Origin of the sequence: Paraburkholderia saeva, from assembly GCF_907164555.1 — a bacterium.
GTDB lineage: Bacteria > Pseudomonadota > Gammaproteobacteria > Burkholderiales > Burkholderiaceae > Paraburkholderia > Paraburkholderia saeva.
On record NZ_CAJQZC010000003.1, the window covers coordinates 523,070 to 539,957 of the forward strand.

Annotated in this window: 13 protein-coding genes; 11 read left to right on the forward strand and 2 right to left on the reverse strand. The window is 61.6% G+C overall.

Going from position 1 to position 16,888, the window contains the following annotated elements:
* Nucleotides 1-41 precede the first annotated feature (41 nt).
* Together selD and LPA36_RS10480 are read left to right on the forward strand one after the other, a co-directional pair.
* On the forward strand, nt 42-917 hold the full coding sequence (gene selD / locus LPA36_RS10475) for a selenide, water dikinase SelD (protein WP_228876143.1): 876 nt from the start codon (nt 42-44) through the stop codon (nt 915-917).
* Nucleotides 918-964: 47 nt separating this feature from the next.
* Nucleotides 965-1,882, forward strand: a complete 918-nt coding sequence (locus LPA36_RS10480; RefSeq protein ID WP_228876145.1) for a cation diffusion facilitator family transporter — start codon at nt 965-967, stop codon at nt 1,880-1,882.
* 357 nt (nt 1,883-2,239) lie between these two features.
* On the opposite strand, the gene LPA36_RS10485 is transcribed toward LPA36_RS10480, so the two are convergent.
* Nucleotides 2,240-2,548 (reverse strand): DUF4148 domain-containing protein, encoded by a 309-nt coding sequence (locus tag LPA36_RS10485; protein WP_228876147.1) that lies wholly within the window; start codon nt 2,546-2,548, stop codon nt 2,240-2,242.
* A gap of 162 nt (nt 2,549-2,710) precedes the next feature.
* Nucleotides 2,711-3,715, reverse strand: coding sequence for a LysR family transcriptional regulator (locus LPA36_RS10490; RefSeq protein ID WP_228876148.1), 1,005 nt, complete (start codon nt 3,713-3,715; stop codon nt 2,711-2,713).
* 174 nt (nt 3,716-3,889) lie between these two features.
* On the opposite strand from LPA36_RS10490, the gene LPA36_RS10495 reads away from it, so the two are divergent.
* The 9 genes from LPA36_RS10495 to LPA36_RS10535 all read left to right on the forward strand — a co-directional run bounded on the left by LPA36_RS10495 (nt 3,890) and on the right by LPA36_RS10535 (nt 16,862).
* Nucleotides 3,890-4,741: an alpha/beta hydrolase gene (locus tag LPA36_RS10495; RefSeq protein WP_228876149.1), complete on the forward strand. Its 852-nt coding sequence runs from the start codon at nt 3,890-3,892 to the stop codon at nt 4,739-4,741.
* A gap of 36 nt (nt 4,742-4,777) precedes the next feature.
* A complete protein-coding gene (locus tag LPA36_RS10500) occupies nt 4,778-6,004 on the forward strand; it encodes an efflux RND transporter periplasmic adaptor subunit (protein WP_228876151.1) in 1,227 nt (408 codons plus the stop codon).
* Nucleotides 6,005-6,074: 70 nt separating this feature from the next.
* Nucleotides 6,075-9,266, forward strand: a complete 3,192-nt coding sequence (locus tag LPA36_RS10505; protein WP_228876155.1) for an efflux RND transporter permease subunit — start codon at nt 6,075-6,077, stop codon at nt 9,264-9,266.
* Nucleotides 9,267-9,277: 11 nt separating this feature from the next.
* Nucleotides 9,278-10,831: an efflux transporter outer membrane subunit gene (locus LPA36_RS10510; RefSeq protein WP_228876156.1), complete on the forward strand. Its 1,554-nt coding sequence runs from the start codon at nt 9,278-9,280 to the stop codon at nt 10,829-10,831.
* Nucleotides 10,832-11,201: 370 nt separating this feature from the next.
* Nucleotides 11,202-12,035, forward strand: a complete 834-nt coding sequence (locus tag LPA36_RS10515; RefSeq protein ID WP_228876157.1) for a MetQ/NlpA family ABC transporter substrate-binding protein — start codon at nt 11,202-11,204, stop codon at nt 12,033-12,035.
* A gap of 53 nt (nt 12,036-12,088) precedes the next feature.
* Nucleotides 12,089-13,483: an LLM class flavin-dependent oxidoreductase gene (locus LPA36_RS10520; protein WP_228876159.1), complete on the forward strand. Its 1,395-nt coding sequence runs from the start codon at nt 12,089-12,091 to the stop codon at nt 13,481-13,483.
* A gap of 39 nt (nt 13,484-13,522) precedes the next feature.
* Nucleotides 13,523-14,680, forward strand: coding sequence for a methionine ABC transporter ATP-binding protein (locus tag LPA36_RS10525; protein ID WP_228876160.1), 1,158 nt, complete (start codon nt 13,523-13,525; stop codon nt 14,678-14,680).
* Nucleotides 14,673-15,329, forward strand: coding sequence for a methionine ABC transporter permease (locus LPA36_RS10530; RefSeq protein ID WP_228876165.1), 657 nt, complete (start codon nt 14,673-14,675; stop codon nt 15,327-15,329). Before LPA36_RS10525 ends, LPA36_RS10530 begins: the two co-directional genes overlap by 8 nt.
* Nucleotides 15,330-15,659: 330 nt before the next feature.
* A complete protein-coding gene (locus LPA36_RS10535; RefSeq protein WP_228876166.1) occupies nt 15,660-16,862 on the forward strand; it encodes an acyl-CoA dehydrogenase family protein in 1,203 nt (400 codons plus the stop codon).
* Nucleotides 16,863-16,888 lie beyond the last annotated feature (26 nt).

A 16,888-nucleotide genomic window follows, 5' to 3' on the forward strand; every position in this document is an offset into this window, starting at 1 on the left:
CCCATAATATGCAGCATTCCCCACTCGACCCCATGCCCGCCATGACAGAAGACGTTGCGTTGAAAGTGGCTGTGCCGCGCCTGACCAGCCTCTCGCATGGCGGTGGATGCGGCTGCAAGATCGCGCCCGGCGTGCTGTCGGAACTGCTCAAGCGCAGTGTGCCGTTCCCCGCGTTTCCCGATCTGCTGGTCGGCACCGAAACAGCCGACGACGCCGCGGTCTACCGCCTGAACGATGAACAGGCGATCGTCGCAACCACCGATTTCTTCATGCCGATCGTCGACGACCACTCCATTGATTCGGTCGAAGCGATTTACGGACTGGTCGCGCCAGGCATCGTGCATCCGCAACGCGTGAAGCGGAATGCGTCGGCGCGCGCAGGCGATCTGCTCGTGCTTGGCAAGCCGCTGGGCGTTGGCGTGCTTTCGGCGGCGCTGAAGAAAGAGAAGCTGGATGAAGCCGGTTACGCCGCAATGCTCACGACCACGACGAAACTCAACCGTCCGGGAACCGCACTCGCCGCGCTGGAGGGCGTTCATGCGATGACCGATGTCACCGGCTTCGGACTCCTCGGTCACACACTTGAGCTTGCGCGTGGCGCGGGGCTTGGCGTACATCTGCACTACGCGAGTCTGCCGTGGCTGCCGGGCGTTGAAGCGCTGGCGTCGTCGGGCCTGCTGACGGGCGCATCGGGGCGCAACTGGGAGGCCTATGGCGAAAACGTCGAGCTAAGCGCCAGCCTGCCTGAGCATGCGCGCGCACTGCTCACCGATCCGCAGACATCGGGCGGACTGCTGGTTGCGTGCGCACCTGAAGCGGTCGATGACGTTCTCGCGCTCTTTCATTCCGATGGGTTTGACGAGGCGTGCGTGATTGGCGAGATGCGCGATGGTCTGCCGCATGTCATCGTCGGCTGACGCCTGATTTTTCCGCCTGATTCCAACCTTCAACCCTTTTCCAGACGATGACAGAAGAATCACCGAAGGCCATTTTTTATGCACTTGCCGCGAATCTGGGCATTGCGATCTGCAAGTACGCTGCCGCTGCATTCACCGGTTCCGGTTCGATGTTCGCCGAGGCGATTCACTCGACGGCGGACTGCGGCAACCAGATCCTGCTGCTCCTTGGTCTGCGCGAAGCACGCAAACCCGCCAGCCGGTTGCATCCGATGGGATCGGGGCGCGAGATCTATTTCTATTCGCTGCTGGTTGCGTTGCTGCTGTTCTTTGTCGGCGGCGCGTTTTCCGTTTATGAAGGCATTCACCGTCTGATTGCGCGCGAGCCGCTCTCGCATGCTTACGTCGCGCTCGCGGTACTGGGCATTTCGGTGGTGCTCGAGGCGCTTTCGCTGGCGGGTGCCGTCAGGGAAATTCGCAAAGGTCATCCGCGCAAGTCGATGTGGCGATGGTTTCGCGAAACGCGCGAGTCGGAGTTGCTGGTGGTGGCCGGCGAGGACGTCGCCGCGCTTTTGGGTCTTGCCACTGCGTTCGTGGCCGTGCTGCTGACGATGGTAACGGGCAATCCGGTGTTCGATGCATTGGGATCGATCGGCGTCGGCTTGCTGCTGATGGTGATTGCGTGGCTCGTGGCGACCGAGGTGAAATCCATGATCGTCGGCGAGTCCGCGAGCCCCGAAGTCCGTCGCGAAGTCGAGGCATTTGTACGGGCGCGGCCCGAAGTGCGCGGCGTGATCAATCTGATTACGCTGCAATGGGGCAAGGATGTGGTGCTTGCCGTGCAGGCCGAAATGATCGACTACGACAGCGGACGCGCGATGGTCGATGCAATCAACGTGATCGAAGCCGACATACAGGCGAAGTTCCCGCAGGTGAAATGGGTATTCTTCGAGCCCGATGTGCTTCGCAGCCAGGACAAGGCCTGATATGGCGTTTTCACTTTAACCCGTTTTTGCAGCGCTTTTCTCTGCGCTTGCGCCGGTTTGTCCGCGTTCACCCATAAACCGTCACGCGATCAAATCCGGCAGCAAAACGCGAAAACCCGCTAGTACACCAAAGCGAGGAAAACGGAAAATCCGAAAACCCCAAGCGCTCCAGCAGCGATCAAAAGCCCGACAAGGAATTCAATGCTGAGCTTGACGAAAGGGTACCCACACAGGGGTATCCGAATTCCAGTGATCGAGTTCAGAAGGATTGGCGTTGTTCATGATTCAACTCCTTGAAAATGTAGCGGCGCCACCGCGCGAACTTCACACCTGTAGCGCCTTCCTGCACAGACTGTCTTACTGACCGGCCCGCGCGACGCGTGTCGCACCGTCATCACCTGCCTGGACGGCAAGGCGTTCTGCCTGCGTGCGGCCGATCAGGCCCTGTTCCGGATAGCTCGTCTTGTTCAACGCCGGCAAGGTGCCGTCGCGATACGCGTCGTTGATGCCAGCCTTCACTTCGGCGCGTGTCGTGACGCTCGAATGGCTCCACCATTGATCGTTATACGAGCCGGCGTGACCGATGCCGCCGCCACCGCCGTCTGCAAACGCCGGTGCGCTGACGAGCAACGAAAGGGCGAGACCTGCGAAGAGATTGCGTTTCATGATTCACTCCTGTCGATTCCGTTTGCCGCGCTGTCAGTCAGCGCTGCGACAGGGTGAAATGTAGGCTTTGCGGCACTCCGGATAAACCCGGGTTTGATGAAATGAATTGTCGAGAATTCAGAACAATCGCGGCGCGGGCCGCAATTGTTCCCTGGACGCAGATCAGGCGACCCACTCCGGCGTGACCGGCGTTTCAAGCAGCGGCGCCGATTCACGTTGTTCAAACGTGCGCATCGAACAGGTCCTGTCGAGACCGCCACGGCCGCTCAAAAGCGGGCAGCGATCGAAAATCTCCGCAATCCAGTCGACGAATACGCGCACCTTTGCCGACAGGTGACGGCTATGTGGATACACCACCGAAATCGGCATCGGTAACGGCCGCACGTCCGGCAGCACTTCCACGAGCTGACCCGACTGCAGGTGCGGCAGCACCATGTAGAACGCTGGCTGGATCAGGCCAAAACCTTCGAGACCGCATGTCACGTAGGCATCCGCATCGTTGACCGACACGATGCTCTTCATCTTGACCTCGATTTCCTTGTCATCGACCTTGAAAGACCAGTCGATCACACGGCCCGTGCGGCTCGAAAAATAATTCACGGCCTTGTGGTTCTCGAGATCCTCGATCGAATGGGGCGTGCCGAAGTGCGCCAGATAGTCCGGCGAGGCGCACGACACGTGTTCGAAGAGCCCGATTCGCCGCGCGACCAGCGACGAATCCTGCAGCGCGCCCACCCGCACCACGCAGTCGACGCCTTCCTGCAGCAGGTCGACCGGACGGTCAGTCAACCCGAGTTGCAGGTCGATATCCGGGTAGCGCGTGTGGAATTCACACAGCGCAGGAATCACGAGCAGCCGGCCAATCGAGCCCGGCATGTCGATGCGGAGTTTGCCATTCGGCTTCTTGTTGCCGCGCTGGAAACTCGATTCCGTTTCCTCGACGTCGGCAAGGATGCGAATGCAGCGCTCGTAGTAAGCGGCGCCGTCCGGCGTCAGCGAGAGGCGCCGTGTCGTACGGTGCATCAGGCGCACGCCAAGAAACGCTTCGAGATTCTGGATGATGGTCGTAACCGACGCGCGCGGCATGTCGAGCGTTTCCGCGGCACGCGTAAAGCTGTTGGTATCGACGACCCGTGTGAACACCTGCATGGCCTGGAGACGGTCCATGGCTGACCTCCGGATAGGGGCTGGCGCAGCTGCACTGTCATCGGAATCGCGAATGAGCGGTCCGATTGTTCAGGTGCACCGAATTGTGTTGCCGGATTATAGGCATTTATCCTGGAGTCTGCAGAACCCACAATTCGGTCCATTCAGAAACTTCGCGCATTGCGCCGCTCCGACATGGATGCTTTCAAGCCGTCTTACCCTTTTGTCGCCGTCGAAGGCCTGCTGGCGGACGTCTCGTCCGCCCTGGTCGTCTCCGACGTGGAGATAGAAGGGTACGCGCAGGACATCACGCTGCGCCTCTATCGACGGCCTGGTAAAACCGCACTGCCTGTACTGCTTTATTTTCACGGCGGCGGTTTCGTCAAGGGTTCGATCGATTGCGCTGACGCCTCCGCACGCTATTTCGCAGAACACTTACCAGCGCTTGTGGTCTCGGTGGGCTATTCGCTTGCGCCGCAATTTCCGTTTCCGGCGGCGCCTGAAGACGCGCATCGCGCCGCGCTCTGGGTGCAGACGCGGGCGCGTGCGTTTGGCGGCAATACAAAGCGGCTGGGCGTGGCGGGACACGATGCCGGTGGCCAGCTTGCCAATTGCCTCGCGTTCATCGCGCGCGATCGCGGCGATGTACGCATCGATGCGCAGGCGCTCTTTGCGCCGATGCTGGACCCGAGCCTCACGCGGCTAGGCGACGAAAAGCGGCTCGGTTCCGACATCACGGCCAGCGAGTGCGCGGCGTGTTATCGCGCCTACCTGCCGCAGGCGTCGCAGCGGATGCATCCGTATGCTGCGCCGCTTGAATCGTCGCGTCTTGCGGGCTTGCCGGAGACGCTGATCATTACGGCGCAAAACGACGTATTGCACGTCGAGGCGGAGAAATACGCGAGCAGCCTGATCGATGCGGGTGTGCTGACGCAGGTTGTCCGCTATCCGAGTGTTTCGCACGCGGCGGTGGCTTCGCATCCGGCGGCATTGCGGGAAGCCGTGCGGTTCCTGCAATGCCGTTTTGCCGCGCGCACCCAGAAATAACCAAAAACGCTTAATCAACGAATCCGGGAGTCTGTCATGTCTATCTTCAATCTTTCTCGTTCACGTCTAACGATCGCTGTCGTTTCAGTTCTCGTTGTTGCAGGTCTCGGCACGCTCGGCGCGATTCGCGTCGATGCCCGCTCGCCTGCGCAGTCCGCGCCGACCATCGTGCCCGAGGTCGACGTCGCAACCGTCATCGAAAAGACCATTACCGACTGGCAGACCTATTCCGGTCGACTGGAAGCTGTTGAAAAGGTCGATATCCGCCCCCAGGTGTCGGGCACGATCGTCTCGGTGAACTTCAAGGACGGCGCGCTGGTGAAAAAGGGTGACACGCTCTTTGTGATCGATCCGCGTCCGTATGCGGCTGAAGTCGATCGTGCCGCGGCCCAGCTTGCGGCAGCGCAGGCGCGCACGGGTTATACGCAAAGCGACTGGGAACGCGCACAGCGCCTGATCGCCGACAACGCGATTGCCAAACGCGACTACGACGAGAAGCAGAACGCAGCGCGTGAAGCGAGCGCAAACCTGAAGGCCGCGGCGGCCGCACTCGAAACCGCGAAGATCAATCTTGGCTATACGAACATCGTGGCGCCGGTGTCGGGTCGTGTTTCGCGTGCGGAAATCACCGTGGGCAATGTCGTCTCGGCCGGTGCAAGTGCTGCGCCGCTGACGACGCTGGTGTCTGTTTCGCCCATCTACGCATCGTTCGACGCCGACGAGCAGACGTATCTGCAATACATCAGCCACGCCAAGGACGGCCGCACGGTGCCGGTCGATCTAGGCCTTGCCAACGAAAGCGGCTATTCGCGCTCGGGTTCGATCGATTCGGTGGACAACCGTCTCGATACGTCGTCGGGCACGATCCGTGTTCGCGCGCGATTCGACAACACCGATGGCGCGCTCGTGCCGGGTCTTTACGCCCGTATCAAGGTCGGCGGCAGCGCGCCGCATCCGGCGTTGCTGATCGATGACGCAGCGGTAGGTACGGACCAGGACAAGAAGTTCGTGTTCGTCGTCGACAAGGACAACCACGTTGTGTATCGCGAAGTGCAGGTGGGCGGGCAGCAGGGCAATCTGCGTGTGGTCACAGGCGGCCTCAAGAGCGGCGATCGCATTGTCGTGAACGGTACGCAACGCGTGCGTCCGGGTGCGGAAGTCCGCGCGCACATGGTGCCGATGACAGGCGATACCGACCCGAACGGCGCGCCTCTTGCACAGACGCAAACACCGGCGCGCGCCAAGGCGGCGAAGAACTCGTAAGCGAGGATCTGAACGCGATGTGCGCATCCGCTTTCAGTCCGCGCCAGCTCTCCAATATCAAGAGCCTTCAATGAACATATCAAAATTTTTCATCGACCGGCCCATCTTCGCGGGTGTGCTATCGGTCCTGATCCTGCTGGCAGGCGTGATTGCGCTTTTCCAGCTGCCGATCTCCGAGTATCCGGAAGTGGTGCCGCCTTCGGTTGTCGTGCACGCGCAGTATCCGGGTGCAAATCCGAAGGTGATCGCCGAAGCCGTGGCTTCGCCGCTCGAAGAGCAGATCAACGGCGTCGAGAACATGCTGTACATGCAGTCGCAGGCAAATAGCGACGGCAATCTCACGCTGACGGTCACGTTCAAACTCGGCACGAATCCCGACCTCGCGACGCAGCTCGTGCAAAACCGGGTCAACCAGGCGCTGCCGCGTCTGCCGGAAGACGTGCAGCGTCTCGGCGTCACGACGATCAAGAGTTCGCCGACGCTGACGATGGTGGTCCACCTGATCTCGCCGAACAATCGCTATGACATGACGTACCTGCGCAACTATGCGCTGCTGAACGTGAAGGACCGGCTCGAACGGATCCAGGGCGTGGGGCAGGTGCAGCTGTGGGGTGCGGGAGACTACGCGATGCGTGTCTGGCTCGACCCGGCGAAAGTGGCGGAGCGTGGGCTCACGGCAACTGAAGTCGTCAATGCGATCCGCGAGCAGAACATTCAGGTGGCTGCAGGCACGATCGGCGCGTCTCCTTCCGTGCCGGGCACCTCGCTGCAGCTTTCGGTCAATGCGCGTGGACGTCTCACGACGGAAAACGAATTCGGCGACATCATCGTCAAGACCGCACCCGATGGTGCAGTGACATATCTGCGCGATCTGGGCCGGATCGAACTCGCGGCTTCGGAATATGGCCTGCGTTCGCTGCTGGACAACAAGCCGGCGGTTGCACTCGCGATCAATCAGGCGCCGGGTGCGAATTCGCTCGCGATTTCCGACGAAGTGCGCAAGCAGATGAAAGAACTGCAGGCAGACATGCCGGCAGGTGTCGAATACAAGATCGTCTATGACCCGACGCAGTTCGTGCGTTCGAGTATCGAAGCGGTGATTCACACGCTGCTTGAAGCGATTGCGCTTGTCGTGATCGTGGTGATCGTGTTCCTGCAAACGTGGCGCGCGTCGATCATTCCGCTGATTGCTGTGCCGGTGTCGATTGTCGGGACGTTCTCGCTGCTGCTTGCGTTCGGCTTCTCGATCAACGCGCTGTCATTGTTCGGGATGGTGCTGGCCATCGGGATCGTGGTGGACGATGCGATCGTGGTTGTCGAGAACGTCGAGCGGAACATCGAAAGCGGGTTGAGTGCGCGCGACGCGACGTACAAGGCGATGCAGGAAGTGAGCGGGCCGATCATCGCGATTGCGCTGACGCTCGTCGCCGTGTTCGTGCCGCTCGCGTTCATGACGGGCCTGACGGGGCAGTTCTACAAGCAGTTCGCGATGACCATCGCGATCTCGACAGTGATCTCGGCGTTCAACTCGCTGACGCTCTCGCCGGCACTCGCGGCGATGCTGCTGCGCGGCCACGGTGAAAAGGAAGACTGGCTGACACGCATCATGAACCGCGTGCTGGGGCCGTTCTTCCGCGGCTTTAACAAGGTGTTTCATCGGGGCTCGGAAAGCTATGGCCGCGGCGTGAAGGGTGTGCTTGGCCGCAAGGGCGCGATGCTTGTGGTGTACGCGGTGCTGCTGGGCGCGACGGTGCTGGTTGCGCGCATTGTGCCGGGCGGTTTCGTCCCCGCGCAGGACAAGGAATACCTGATCGCGTTTGCCCAGTTGCCTAACGGTGCATCGCTTGACCGCACCGAAAAGGTGATCCGCGACATGAGCGATATCGCGCTGAAGCAGCCGGGTGTTGAAAGCGCCGTGGCGTTCCCGGGCCTCTCGGTGAACGGCTTCACGAACAGTTCGAGCGCGGGCATTGTGTTCGTCACGCTCAAGCCGTTCCATGAACGCGGCAACAAGGCGCTTTCAGCGGGTGCGATCGCCGGTGCGCTGAACGGCAAGTACAGCGCGATCAAGGACTCGTTCGTTGCGGTGTTCCCGCCGCCGCCAGTGCTGGGGCTCGGTACGCTCGGTGGCTTCAAGATGCAGCTGGAAGATCACGGCGCGCTGGGTTACGCGGAACTGAACAAGGCCGCCGAAGCATTTGTGAAGCGCGCAGCGACGGCACCGGAACTCGGCCCGACGTTCTCGAGCTATCAGATCAATGTGCCGCAGCTGAACGTCGATCTGGACCGCGTCAAGGCGAAGCAACTCGGTGTGCCCGTGACGGACGTGTTCGACACGATGCAGATCTACCTTGGCTCGCTGTATGTGAACGACTTCAACCGCTTTGGCCGCGTGTATCAGGTGCGGGTCCAGGCCGATGCGCCGTTCCGTCAGCGTGCCGACGACATCGGGCAACTGAAGACACGTAACCGGAATGGCGACATGGTGCCGCTGTCGTCGCTCGTGACAGTCACGCCGACGTTTGGCCCTGAAATGGTCGTGCGCTACAACGGCTACACCGCTGCCGATATCAACGGTGGACCCGCGCCGGGCTATTCGTCGGGCGAAGCGCAGGCCGCGGCCGAGCGCATTGCAGCAGAGACGTTGCCGCATGGCGTCAAGCTCGAATGGACCGATCTGACGTATCAGCAGATTCTGGCTGGCAACGCCGGGATGTGGGTGTTTCCGATCAGCGTGCTGCTTGTGTTCCTCGTGCTTGCCGCGCTGTATGAAAGCCTGACGCTGCCGCTCGCGGTGATCCTGATCGTGCCGATGAGCGTGCTGTCCGCCCTGACCGGCGTGTGGCTCACGAATGGCGACAACAACATCTTCACGCAGATCGGCTTGATGGTGCTCGTAGGCCTTGCATCGAAGAACGCGATCCTGATCGTCGAGTTTGCACGCGAACTCGAGCACGATGGACGTACACCACTTGCTGCTGCAATCGAGGCGAGCCGGATGCGTCTGCGCCCGATCCTGATGACGTCGATTGCGTTCATCATGGGTGTGGTGCCGCTCGTGCTGTCGTCGGGCGCGGGTTCGGAAATGCGCCACGCAATGGGTATCGCCGTGTTCTTCGGCATGCTGGGTGTCACGCTGTTCGGCCTGATGTTGACGCCGGTGTTCTACGTGGTGCTGCGTACGCTGGCCGGTGGCACGATTCACGTCGCGCAGAAAGACGCGCCGCATTTCAAGGGCGGCGTGCCGGCGACGGACGCTTGAGGGAGAAAACAATGAAAAGCTATCAATCCATGCGCGGGTGGGGCCGCGCGGCAGCGAGCAGCCTGTTGATGATGCTGCTCGTCGCCTGCTCGGTCGAGCCGACGTACAGGCGTCCTGATGCGCCGACGCCTGCTGCATTCAAGGAAGCGCCAGTCATCGATGCAAAGGAAGCAGGAACGTGGATGCCCGCGCAACCTGCCGACGACGCGCATCGCGGCGAATGGTGGACGATTTTCGGAGACGCGACGCTCAACGATCTGGAGAAGCAGGCGGCTGACGCGAACCAGGATCTGAAGGCGGCGGCGGCACGCGTGCAGCAGTCGCGTGCATTGCAGCAGTCTGCACGTTCGGCGTGGTTCCCGCAGATCGACGCGGGCTTCAGTCCGACGCGCGAACGTCTTTCGCCCGTGTCGCAAGGCCTGCCGCAGAATGCGGACGTGCCGACGCAAACGGTGTGGCGTGCGCAGGGCACGGTCGCGTATGAAGCCGATCTCTTTGGTCGGGTCAGCTCCAACGTAAATGCCGCGCGCGCCGATGCGCAGCAAAGCGAAGCGCTCTTCCTGTCGGTGCAGCTTTCGTTGCAGGCCGATGTCGCGCAGAACTACTTCCAGTTGCGCGAGCTCGATACGGATCTGGATCTGTATCGCAAGACGGTCGCGCTGCGTGAAGACACGCTGAAGCTCGTTCAGCAACGTTTCAAGGAAGGCGATATCAGCGAGCTTGATGTTTCGCGGGCAAAGAACGAGTTGTCGAGCGCACGCGCCGACGCAGTGGGTGTGGCGCGGTTGCGCGCGGCATCTGAACACAGCCTTGCGATTCTGCTCGGCAAGGCGCCGGCTGACTTCTCGTTCCCGGAAACACCGCTTGCGCTCGTCACGACGCGCGTGCCGCCTGGTTTGCCTTCCGCGTTGCTTGAACGCCGGCCGGACATTGCCGCGGCAGAACGCGCAATGGCTGCAGCGAATGCGCGGGTGGGCCTCGCGAAGGCGGCGTTCTTCCCGAAGCTCGACATCACCGGTGCGTTCGGCTTTGAATCGGCGACGCTTGGCGACCTGTTCATGTGGTCGAGCCGTGCGTTCCTGCTTGGCCCGTTTGCCGGGACGGCGCTGACGTTACCGATCTTCGACGGCGGCCGTCGTCAGGCCGGGCTCGACCAGGCACGTGCAAAGTACGACGAGGATGTCGCACAGTATCGCCAGCAGGTGCTGGTCGCGTTCAAGGAGGTGGAAGACAACCTGGCCGACCTGCGTCTGCTCGACGACCAGATGCGCGAGCAGAACGATGCGCTCAACGCGTCGCAGCGCGCGTCGCATCTGTCGCGCACGCAGTATCAGGAAGGGCAGGTCAGCTATCTCGACGTGATCGACAGCGAGCGACAGGTGTTGCAGTCGCAACTGCAGTCGAGCCATCTGGCGGGCGTGCAGGCCGTTTCGACCGTCAACCTGATTCGTGCGCTGGGCGGCGGCTGGGGTGACGTGAAAACGGACGTCGGCTCGAACGCGACGCCGCCGCAGGTTGCGAAGAACCCGGCACCGGGCAGCGCCAGCATTGCGTCATCGCAGTAAAAGGTAGTCAGGCAGCAGCGTTACGGGCGGAATCTCCGGATCGCCGCCCGTTTTTTATCCCTCCGCGCTGAAATTGCCGTTCAGGCGTTTTCATTTCCCCGCATCGCTAATCGCGTTTAGCGATTTCCTTTCGAAAATCGCTTCGTAGACCCGCCTCCGACCCGCACTTATGATCGTCCTCATCTCATCTGGAGAGAGGCGATGACCTTTCCGTACTTCCACTGTCGGCGTTAGTCCGCTGGCACATCGAATCTGCGGAACCGCTTTTGCGGTTCCGATCCCGGCAGCCTGAATCCCTTTTCGTCCCGTCTAGCGGCTGACGCGGAACAGACTCGCCTTCAAACAATCATTTCATTCAGACGGGTTCAACATGCGCTTTCTGGCTTCGGCGATCGATCGTATTCCAGGTTTCAAACGCGCGCTAAGAATTGGCGCACTGGGCGTGGCGCTCGCTGTTTCTACGGTGAGTGGCTTTGCGGGTGAATCGCTAACGATCGGTACGGCAACCAGCCCGCAGATCGAGGCACTGAAGGTGGCGGCGCGCGAGGCCAAGGAGCAGGGACTCGATGTGAAGATCATCGAATTCACGGACTGGAACACGCCCAACGCCGCGCTCGCGAACAAGGACATCGACGTCAACTACTTCCAGCACATTCCGTTTCTGGAGAACGCGAAGAAGCAGGGCGGCTACAACTTCGTTGCCATTGCGCCGGGCACGATCATGAAGATCGGACTGTATTCGAAGAAGGTCAAGCGCTTTAAAGATCTGAAAGATGGCGCAACTGTCGCGATTGCCAACGACCCGGTAAATGGTGGCCGCGGCCTGCTCCTGCTGCAACGTGCGGGCCTTATCAAGCTCAAGCCAGGCGTCGATTTTCGCGCCACGACGCTCGACATCACGGATAACCCGAAGCATCTGAAGATCATTCAACTCGAAGCCTCGCAACTGGCGCGCTCGCTTGACGACGTCGATCTGGCGCAGGGATACCCCAGCTTCATCAAGCTGGCAGGCACGACGGACCCTAATAGCGCGCTGCTCTTCGACGGTCTGGAGAACAAAAACTACGCCATCCAGTGGGTGGTTCGCCCTGAAAGCGTGAACGATCCGCGCATCCGCAAGTTCATTGCGATCTATCAGCATTCGCCGGCAGTTCGCACGGCGCTCGACAAGGCATTCGGCACGCTCTACGCAGTCGCGTGGTAACGCGCACGCTCCACACGATCCGCTGCGCAGAACGCCGCTAAAGGATGCCTACGATGGCAAAGAAAAAGATTCTCCTGAACGCGTTCAACATTAACGCGGTCGGTCACATCAATCACGGTTTATGGACGCATCCGCGCGATCGCTCGGCGCACTATACGGATCTCGATTACTGGACGAACCTTGCGCAGACGCTGGAGCGCGGCAAGTTTGACGGCATCTTTCTCGCGGATATCGTCGGCGTGTACGACGTGTACGAAGGCGGGCCGGATACGCCGTTGCGCGAGGCCGTGCAGATTCCGATCAACGATCCCACGCTGATCGTGCCCGCGATGGCGCATGTGACGAAGCACATCGGCTTCGGCGTTACCGCAAACTTGACGTATGAACCGCCCTATCTGTTCGCGCGCCGGATGTCCACGCTCGATCATCTGACGAAAGGGCGCGTGGGCTGGAACATCGTGACCGGCTACCTCGACAGCGCCGCGCGCGGGATGGGGCTCACGCAGCAGATCAGTCACGACGACCGCTATGACCGCGCCGACGACTACATGGATGTCGTCTACAAGCTGTGGGAACAAAGCTGGGAAGACGACGCGGTGGTGCGTGACCGGGCCGCGCGCATTTTTTCGCATCCGGGCAAGGTCCATCGCGTCAGACACGAGGGGCCGTTCTATTCGATCGATGCGATTCATCTTAGCGAACCCTCGCCGCAACGCACGCCGGTGTTGTATCAGGCGGGGTCGTCGTCGCGCGGCGTGGATTTCGCTGCGCGACACGCCGAATGCGTTTTTGTCGGCGGCCAGAACAAGCCTCTGACACGGTCGATCGTCGACGACATACGCGCGCGTGCGGTGCGCTTTGGCCGTGCACCGGACGACATCAAGATCTTTGCCGGCATCACGGTCGTTGTGGGTGCAACGGAGCGGGAGGCGAAAGAGAAGTTCGATGAGTATCGCCGTTATGCGAGCGAGGAGGGCGGCCTCGCGCATTTCTCCAGTTCGACCGGCATCGATTTCTCGCGTTACGACCTGGACGAACCGATTTCATATGTGAAGACGGACGCGATGCAGTCGGCGGTCGAGGCGATTTCTACGCGGAGCACGACCGGAGTGTGGACGAGGCGCAAGGTGCTGGAGCAAATGACGCTTGGGGGCCGCGCAAAGCCCATCGTGGGCTCACCGGAGCAGATCGCCGACGAACTGGTCGCGTGGATTGAGGAAACCGGCATTGACGGTTTCAACCTGACGCGAACGGTAATGCCGGAATCGTTCGAAGACTTTGTCGATCTGGTCGTGCCTGAACTGCAGAACCGGGGTGTGTACAAGGAAGACTACGACCCGGCGCCGACTTTGCGCGAAAAGCTGTTCGGCGCGGGGCGTGCGCGTCTGCCTGCGGTTCACGCAGGCGCGCAGCACCGCGTGTGGACGCGTGCAACCGTCGACGCGTGATTTCCCGCGGTCAATGCCATCATGAACAAGGAATGACGGATGTCCACTCTGCTTGATCTGCCACGGTTCATCGAGGACGCACCCGTGGCCGGGGCGTTCTCCGCGCAACGGAGCGGGACGCATCCGGCGGTCGTGTTCGATAACGTCGGCAAGGTGTTTTCAGGGCGCACCGGCACGCAAGCGGCGCTTGCGAACGTCCGGCTCGATGTGGCGCGCGGCGAAGTATTCGGCATCATCGGTCGCAGTGGCGCTGGCAAGTCGACGCTGCTGCGACTCGTCAATGGCCTGGAAAAACCGACATCGGGCGGCGTACGCGTGAATGGCGTGAGCGTCGGTGAACTCGACGAACGCGCACTTGCCGGATTGCGTCGCCGCATTGGCATGGTGTTTCAGCACTTCAATCTGCTGTCCGCGAAAACCGTCCGCGAGAATATCGCGCTGCCGCTCAGGATCGCGGGCGCGCCCAAAGCCGCCATCGATGCGAAAGTCGATGCGCTGCTTGAACTTGTCGGGCTGACAGCTAAACGCAACGCGTATCCGGCGAGCCTTTCGGGTGGACAGAAGCAGCGCGTCGGCATTGCCCGCGGACTCGTGCACACCCCCGATCTTCTGCTGTGCGACGAGGCAACGTCCGCGCTCGATCCGGAAACCACGCAATCGATTCTTGCACTGCTAAGGGATATCAATCGCCGGCTTGGTCTGACGATCCTGCTGATCACGCATGAAATGGAAGTGATCCGCGAGGTATGCGACACCGTGGCTGTGCTGGAACGCGGGGAAGTGGCGGAAACGGGCGCCGTGTGGCGCATATTCGGCGACCCGCAGCACGATGCGACGCGGGCGTTGTTGCGCACGCTGGTTCACGATTTGCCGGCGGATCTGTCAGCACGCGTTCGTCCGCTAAGCGATATTCCACACGGCGACGCGCAGATTCTGCTCGACGTACGCTTTAACGGTGCGAATGGCGAGCCCGATCTGGGCGGTCTTGCACAGGCGCTTGGAGTGGAAGGCGGCAAGGTGAATTTCGTGCATGGCGGCATCGATCGCATTCAAGGGCATGCGCAAGGACGGCTTGTCGTCACCGCCCAACTCAAGTCCGGGACGGGCGACGCAGAAAGCATCCATACGCAGATCGCGACGCTCGTGAACGGCGCGCGTCGCTACGCAAATTACGTGGAGGTGCTGGGCTATGTCTGAGCTTTGGCTATCCGAACTGGCCGGTGCGATTCGCGATACCGTCGTGATGGTCGGCGTGTCCGCACTCGTCGCGCTGGTGGTGGGCATCCCGCTTGCGCTCGTGCTCGTGACGACAACGCGCGGTGGCATCTTCGAGCGGCGTGCGGTGAATTCGACGCTGGGCGCGCTCGTCAACGCGTTCCGCTCGACACCGTTCATCATCCTGCTCGTCGCGCTGCTGCCGCTGACGCGTCTTCTGATCGGCACCACCATCGGCGTGTGGGCGGCAATCGTGCCGCTCAGCATCGCAGCGATACCGTTCTTCGCACGCGTAGCCGAGGTGAGCCTGCGCGAAGTCGATCGCGGTTTGATCGAAGCCGCGCAGGCAATGGGCGCGCAGCGTCGTCACATCATCTGGCACGTTCTGCTGCCTGAAGCGTTGCCCGGCATGCTGGGCGGTTTCACCATTACCGTGGTCGCGATGATTGGCTCGTCGGCGATGGCGGGCGCCGTGGGCGCGGGTGGCCTCGGCGATCTCGCGATACGTTACGGGTATCAGCGCTTCGACACCCCCGTGATGGTAACGGTCATCGTGCTGCTGATCGCGATCGTCACTGTCGTTCAATACGTGGGCGACCGTCTGGTGCGACGGCTCACGCAACGCGCGTAGCATCGCAGCCATTCGAATCCGTCATGAAAACAGGAGCAGCATGCAGGTCTCCAGTACGCAGCAACGTATGACAATCGTCGCGAGCAGGTTGCTGCGCGCACTCCCGGAAAAGCTCACCGCAGCGCAACATCGATCCAGCGCGGGTCTTGTGGGTCAACGTCGCGAATTCGCGTATACGGATGCTGTTTCCGGTGCAGATCGTACCGCGTATCATGCAAGCTGCGATGACGGGCGTCATAGCATTGTGACGCGCCTGACAGGGCGTGTTCCCGTGTCGCTCAGGTGGTTTGCGTCTCTTTCGACGCGAGCGCGCGCACACGCGGAGGCTGCATGAACGATCCTCGTACGCCGGCAGGGCTGGCGCCTGCTTCGTCGCCTGTATCGGGCGATCTCGCCGCGCTGCTCGGCGCATTACGCGCAACGGCAGCAGAGCGCGATCGCGAAGGCGGTCACGCCGCACAGGAAAAACAGTGGATTGCCGAAGCCGGTCTGTTGACGCTCGCGGTGCCCACGGAATTTGGCGGCAAGGGCGCGCCGTGGCTGCAGATCTACGAGGTCATTCGGGCGATTGCGCGTGTCGACGGCGCGCTCGCGCATCTGTTGGGTTTTCAGTGCCTGCAGGTGGCAAGTGTCAACGTATGGGGTAACGACGCGCAACGCGCACGTTACCTGAAGGGTACGGCCGACGCGCCATGGTGGTGGGGCAATGCCGTCAATCCGCTCGATACGCGGCTGATTGCAACGGCAACCGGTGACGGCGGCTATCGGCTTGATGGGAAGAAAGGCTTTTGCTCCGGCACGCGCGGCTCGCAGATGATGACCGTCTCAGGGCACGATCCTGCAACCGGCAAGCCGATCTTCGCGGTGGTGCCCACCACGCGCGAAGGCATCACGGTTCACGAAGACTGGAATCCGATCGGCCAGCGGCAGACGGATAGCGGCAGCGTGTCGTTCGACAACGTCCGCGTTGCCGCTGAGGAAGTGCTGCATCGCTCGGAGAATCTGCCCACGCCTTTTGCGACGCTACGCACGCTTGTTTCGCAACTCGTGCTGACGAACCTTTTTGTCGGTATCGCGGAAGGCGCGCTCGAAGAAGCACGCCGCTACATGACGCAGTACGTGCGCCCCTGGAACACCTCGGGCGTCGAGAAGGCAACCGACGATCCGTATCAGATCCAGCGCTTCGGCGAAATGCGACTGAAGGCGGTGAGCGCCGAGGCGCTTGCCACGCGCGCCGCGCAGGCGCTCGACACCGCATGGTCGAAGGGCGCGGAGCTGGGCGCCGAAGAACGGGCGCACGTTGCGCTCGCGGTATCGGAGGCGAAGATCCTGGCGCACCGTGCCGCGCTCGACGTCAGCGAAGCGTTGTTCGACGCGTGCGGCGCGCGCTCGACCGATGCGCCGCTCGCGTTCGACCGTTTCTGGCGCAACGCGCGCGTGCATACGCTGCACGATCCGCTCGACTACCGCGTGCGCGACGTCGGCCGTTTTGCGCTGAGCGGGACATTGCCGGAAGTTTCTTTGTACACTTGAGGTCGACCCGAACGCCGCAGGCCGGC

Coding starts and splice junctions, on each gene's coding strand:
- selD (WP_228876143.1), top strand. CDS start 42: ATGACAGAAGACGTTGCGTTGAAAGTGGCTGTGCCGCGCCTGACCAGC.
- LPA36_RS10480 (WP_228876145.1), top strand. CDS start 965: ATGACAGAAGAATCACCGAAGGCCATTTTTTATGCACTTGCCGCGAAT.
- LPA36_RS10485 (WP_228876147.1), bottom strand. CDS start 2,548: ATGAAACGCAATCTCTTCGCAGGTCTCGCCCTTTCGTTGCTCGTCAGC.
- LPA36_RS10490 (WP_228876148.1), bottom strand. CDS start 3,715: ATGGACCGTCTCCAGGCCATGCAGGTGTTCACACGGGTCGTCGATACC.
- LPA36_RS10495 (WP_228876149.1), top strand. CDS start 3,890: ATGGATGCTTTCAAGCCGTCTTACCCTTTTGTCGCCGTCGAAGGCCTG.
- LPA36_RS10500 (WP_228876151.1), top strand. CDS start 4,778: ATGTCTATCTTCAATCTTTCTCGTTCACGTCTAACGATCGCTGTCGTT.
- LPA36_RS10505 (WP_228876155.1), top strand. CDS start 6,075: ATGAACATATCAAAATTTTTCATCGACCGGCCCATCTTCGCGGGTGTG.
- LPA36_RS10510 (WP_228876156.1), top strand. CDS start 9,278: ATGAAAAGCTATCAATCCATGCGCGGGTGGGGCCGCGCGGCAGCGAGC.
- LPA36_RS10515 (WP_228876157.1), top strand. CDS start 11,202: ATGCGCTTTCTGGCTTCGGCGATCGATCGTATTCCAGGTTTCAAACGC.
- LPA36_RS10520 (WP_228876159.1), top strand. CDS start 12,089: ATGGCAAAGAAAAAGATTCTCCTGAACGCGTTCAACATTAACGCGGTC.
- LPA36_RS10525 (WP_228876160.1), top strand. CDS start 13,523: ATGTCCACTCTGCTTGATCTGCCACGGTTCATCGAGGACGCACCCGTG.
- LPA36_RS10530 (WP_228876165.1), top strand. CDS start 14,673: ATGTCTGAGCTTTGGCTATCCGAACTGGCCGGTGCGATTCGCGATACC.
- LPA36_RS10535 (WP_228876166.1), top strand. CDS start 15,660: ATGAACGATCCTCGTACGCCGGCAGGGCTGGCGCCTGCTTCGTCGCCT.